Source organism: Pseudomonas sp. GM24 (genome assembly GCF_000282235.1).
Taxonomy (GTDB): Bacteria; Pseudomonadota; Gammaproteobacteria; order Pseudomonadales; family Pseudomonadaceae; genus Aquipseudomonas.
The window spans coordinates 1-4,853 of the sequence record NZ_AKJR01000356.1 but is presented as its reverse complement, the minus strand read 5'-3'; the positions used below and the strand labels follow the sequence as shown (position 1 = coordinate 4,853).

Genomic DNA, 4,853 nt, shown 5'->3' with positions numbered 1-4,853 from the left:
TCCTACAGTGGATTGGAGCCAACCTTCAGGTCGCAAAGCATGACCTGATTTGGTGCATAACGGCAGCGATTACTTGAGGCTGCCCGAGAGGAATTGCTGCAAACGTTCCGATTGCGGATTCACCAGCACTTCGCGCGGGTTGCCGCTCTCTTCCACCACACCTTTGTGCAGGAACACCAACTGGTTCGACACTTCACGGGCAAAACCCATTTCGTGCGTAACCACAACCATGGTGCGACCTTCCTGCGCCAGCGCTTGCATGACTTTCAGCACGTCGCCCACCAGTTCCGGGTCGAGGGCCGAAGTCGGTTCGTCGAACAGCATCACCTCTGGCTCCATCGCCAGCGCACGGGCAATCGCCACGCGCTGCTGCTCGCCACCGGACATGTGCCCCGGGAACGCATCTTTACGATGGGCCACGCCGACCTTGTTCAGGTAGTACTCGGCTTTTTCGCGCGCTTCGTACTTGGGTACGCCGAGCACGTGAACCGGCGCTTCCATGATGTTTTCAATCGCGGTCATGTGCGACCACAGGTTGAAATGCTGGAACACCATCGACAGGCGCGAACGCATGCGTTGCAGCTGCTTCGGATCAGCGGCTTTCAGCGCGCCGTCCTTGTTCGCCACCAGTTTCAGCTCTTCGTTGTTGAGCAGAATCTTGCCCGCGTGCGGCTGCTCGAGCAGGTTGATGCAGCGCAGGAAAGTACTTTTGCCGGAGCCACTGGAGCCGATGATGCTGATCACATCGCCGGCTGCCGCTTTCAGGGACACGCCCTTGAGCACTTCGTGACTGCCATAGCGTTTATGCAGGTCTTGGACTTCAAGTTTGTACATGCGGTCGGTTCTCACAAAAACAGTCAGTCAGTCGTTGAGCAAGCGCCCGTGACGCAGCGCTTCGCGCCCCGCCACCTTGGCCAGCCAGAAACCGGGTTGGGCATAACGCAGCCGTTCAATGGCAAACAGCACCCCGGAGGTACCAGCACATACCGTGCTGACCCGATCGGACAGAGGATCAATCACTTCAAAAATCTCGTCGCCGGCCTCGACCCATTCGCCGGGCTTGCGCAGAAAACTCACGACGCCCGGATGCGGTGCGAACAGCAACTCGGTGCCTTCGAACGGCATGCCTTCACAGGCTTCGTGTGCTGGGTTCGGCCACTCGCCGGTGATCAGGCCTTGCTCGGCGAGGAACGCAAGAATGCCTTCAGCATACGCCTGCGCTTCGGCGCGACCGGTATCGGCCTGACCGCCCAGCTCAATGGTCGTCGCCAGACACGCCAGCGGAATCTGCGCATCAGGGAACTGCCGCGACAGACGCAACCATGGCAACGAACAGGCTTCATCGAACGAGCTGCCGCCGGAATCTTCCGCTAGCAATCCGACCTTCACATTCAGGTGCGCCGCCAGCGAACGCCACTGCGGCCAGTGCTGCGGCAGCGCGTACATGTGCAGCGCGGCTTCAGCATCGCAGTGCAAATCAAGCACCACATCAGCGGTGCAAGCGTGGCTGAGCAACACCCGCTGCATGCCTTGCAACTGGCTGCTCGCCTCTGGCAATGCCGCCAGATGATCGGCCATGGCCTGACGGATCAGACGCACATTGGCGTGCGGATCATCACCGAGGCTGTCGGCCAAAGCTTCCGCAACCGGCGCGCTGAGCTCGACGAAATCACGGTTGAAATTCTTGCCGCTGCCCGCTTCGAAACGGCCCTGGTGATTGCCTTGTAGCAACTGACCAAGACCCAACGGGTTAGCGACCGGCACCAGCTCGATGACACCGTTGAGCAAGCCTTTGGCTTCGAGTTCGCCGAGGCGCTTTTTCAGCTCCCAAGCGGTGCGCATGCCCGGCAATTCATCAGCATGGAGGCTGGCCTGAATGTAGGCCTTGCGCTCGCCATGCCCAAAGCGAAAGACCGAAATCTTGCGCTCGCTGCCCAGGTGGCTCCACGGCAATACGTGGTCGATGCGTTCCATATCAGTGCTTCCGCGGGGCCAGGTAGCTCAACCAGCGACGCTCGGCCAGTTTGAACAGCTTGACCAGAATGAACGTCAGGCACAGGTAGAACACGCCAGCGGTGATGTACGCCTCGAACGGCAGGTAGAACTGCGCGTTGACGGTACGCGCCGCGCCAGTGATGTCGATCAAGGTCACGATGGAGGCCAGACTGGTGGTCTGCAGCATCATGATCACTTCGTTGCTGTACTGCGGCAGTGCCCGGCGCAGGGCCGATGGCAGCAGGATGCGCTTGTACAGTTTGAAGCGCGACATGCCCATGGCCTTGGCCGCTTCGATTTCACCGTTTGGCGTAGCCTTGAGGCTGCCAGCGATGATCTCAGCGGTGTAGGCGCTGGTGTTGACCGCAAACGCCAGACACGCGCAGAACGTTGCGCTGGACAGCCACGGCCACAAGAAGCTTTCGCGTACTGCTTCGAACTGCGCCAGACCGTAGTAGATCAGGAACAGTTGCACCAGCATCGGCGTGCCCCGGATCACGTAGGTGTACAGCCACGCGGCGCCGTTGACGACCGGGTTCTTCGAGACGCGCATCAGCCCCAGCGGCAGGGCCGCGAGCAGACCGAAAAACAGCGACAGCGCGAGCAGTTTGAGGGTGGTCAGCAGGCCGCCGAGGTACAGCGGCATGGCCTCCCAAATGACGTTGTAGTCGAAGATCATAGATCAGCCGCCCTTACGCCTACCGAGTAGCGCTTCTCAAGTTGACGCAGGATCAGCAACGAAACACTGGTGATCACCAGGTACATCGCCGCCACTGCGAGGAAGAAGGTGAAAGGCTCACGGGTGGCATCTGCCGCCTGCTTGGCCTTGAACATCATGTCTTGCAGACCGACCACGGAAATCAGCGCGGTCGCCTTGGTCAGAACCAGCCAGTTGTTGGTGAAGCCCGGAATCGCCAGGCGAATCATCTGCGGCACCATCACCCGGAAGAACACCTGAAAACTGCTCATGCCGTACGCCATGCCGGCTTCGGCCTGACCTTTGGGAATGGCCATGAACGCGCCACGGAAGGTTTCCGACAGGTACGCACCGAAAATGAAACCGAGGGTGCCGATACCGGCGGCCAGCGGATTCAGGTCGATGTAGTCGTCATAACCGAGCATCGGTGCGACGCGGTTGAGCAAATCCTGGCCGCCGTAGAAGATCAGCAGGATCAGCACCAGATCGGGAATCCCGCGGATCACCGTGGAATACAGATCGCCCAGCCAGGCCAGCCAGCGCACTGGCGACAGGCGCAACGCGACACCGATCAGCCCGAGAACGATGGCCAGAGCCATGGACGACAAGGCGAGCTGAAGCGTCAGCCATGCGCCATCGAGGATGACAGCCCCGTAGCCTTTCAACATGATTCAGGTCCTCGAAAGTTGGGATGAAAAAATGGCGCAAACCGCAGAGATCCTGTTGCTTGCGCCATTTCGGACTTGTCGCAGAGACGTGTTACTTGCCGTAGATATCGAAGGCGAAGTACTTGTCCTGGATTGCTTTGTATTTGCCGTTTTCGCGGATGGCCGCGATGGCAGCGTTGATCTTGTCTTTCAGGGCGTCGCCCTTACGTACCGCGATGCCTACGCCGTCGCCGAAGTATTTGACGTCGGTGAACGCCGGGCCTGCGAACGCGAAGCCTTTGCCGGCGTCGGTGTTGAGGAAGCCATCTTGCAGCAGGGTGGCGTCAGCCACGGTACCGTCGAGGCGACCGGCGGCCACGTCGAGGTAGATTTCGTTCTGCGAGCCGTACGGCTTGATCTCGGCACCCAGTGGCGCCAGGACTTCGCGGGCGAAACGCTCGTGGATCGAACCACGTTGTACGCCGATGTTCTTGCCCTTCAGCTCAGCCAGACCTTCGCTGACCTGAGTACCGGACTTCATGACCAGACGTGCCGGGGTGTTGTAGTACTTGTTGGTGAAGTCGACCGACTTCTTGCGATCTTCAGTGATCGACATCGACGACAGAATCGCGTCGATCTTGCGCACTTTCAGTGCCGGGATCAGACCGTCGAACTCTTGCTCGACCCACACACACTTGACCTGCATCTGCTCGCACAGAGCGTTGCCGATGTCGTAGTCGAAACCGACGATGCTGCCATCCGGTGCTTTCGAGGCGAACGGAGGGTAAGCCGCTTCGATACCGATCTTCAGAGGTTTTTCGTCAGCGAAGGCGTTCATCGACAGCACGGACAGTGCCAGGGCGCCAAGCAGCACAAGTTTCTTCATCTTGGGACTCCATCGGTAAAGGGCAAAAACGGCAGAGTGAGCGACAGCCCAATATGCGAATGGGTGAATCGGGAAATCGGTTGCTGCATCGGTGGGAAATTTCCCATTGAAACCGTCAGAGATTTCAACGTCAGCCACGATGAGCGAGTGATCGGCATTCTAACGACAGGCCCGAAGCCGATATTTCTTCAATGCGACAACTAATTACAGATGCACAGAGAAAGCGACTTTGGCACATTGACAGCTCTGCAATTTCATGCAAGAGCGAAAGACAGTGAACCGATCTATGCTGCAAATTGCGGGCCTATTATTCGCAAACCCTTCTAATCCGGCAAGCGCAGCGTTGTGTCTTATTTTTCACCGGGGGTTTCGAGGCTCTAAAACGGGGCGATGCGTTTCCCTTTGCCCCGCTCCGGGGCGGGCGGTTACACATTCGGTTACGTGGAACGCGGCGGGTAACAGCGGGAAAGGTCTTACGGGGGAGATCGATAATTATTGGTTGGGTGGTTTCGGTTTCTGGCAGTGGGCTACACCGGTGTCTGACAGATTGCTATCGCTGGCAAGCCAGCTCCCACAGGGATATGCGGCGAAGCTGAAATTTCCGACACACCACAAACTCTGTGGGAGC

Annotated in this window: 5 protein-coding genes; all 5 read right to left on the bottom strand. The window is 58.7% G+C overall.

Going from position 1 to position 4,853, the window contains the following annotated elements:
- Positions 1 to 69: 69 nt before the first annotated feature.
- Positions 70 to 834, bottom strand: a complete 765-nt coding sequence (locus PMI23_RS28295) for an ABC transporter ATP-binding protein (protein WP_007912705.1) — start codon at positions 832 to 834, stop codon at positions 70 to 72.
- A 27-nt stretch (positions 835 to 861) separates the two neighbouring features.
- The gene (locus tag PMI23_RS28290; protein WP_007912704.1) at positions 862 to 1,974 is read right to left on the bottom strand and encodes a M14 family metallopeptidase; all 1,113 of its coding nucleotides are present in this window, start codon (positions 1,972 to 1,974) and stop codon (positions 862 to 864) included.
- A gap of 1 nt (position 1,975) precedes the next feature.
- Positions 1,976 to 2,674 carry an ABC transporter permease gene (locus PMI23_RS28285; protein ID WP_007912703.1) on the bottom strand — a complete coding sequence of 233 codons (699 nt, stop codon included), beginning with the start codon at positions 2,672 to 2,674 and terminating at the stop codon, positions 1,976 to 1,978.
- Positions 2,671 to 3,360 (bottom strand): ABC transporter permease, encoded by a 690-nt coding sequence (locus PMI23_RS28280; RefSeq protein WP_007912702.1) that lies wholly within the window; start codon positions 3,358 to 3,360, stop codon positions 2,671 to 2,673. Before PMI23_RS28280 ends, PMI23_RS28285 begins: the two co-directional genes overlap by 4 nt.
- 91 nt (positions 3,361 to 3,451) lie before the next feature.
- Positions 3,452 to 4,225, bottom strand: a complete 774-nt coding sequence (locus PMI23_RS28275; RefSeq protein WP_007912701.1) for an ABC transporter substrate-binding protein — start codon at positions 4,223 to 4,225, stop codon at positions 3,452 to 3,454.
- Between the last annotated feature and the right edge of the window lie 628 nt (positions 4,226 to 4,853).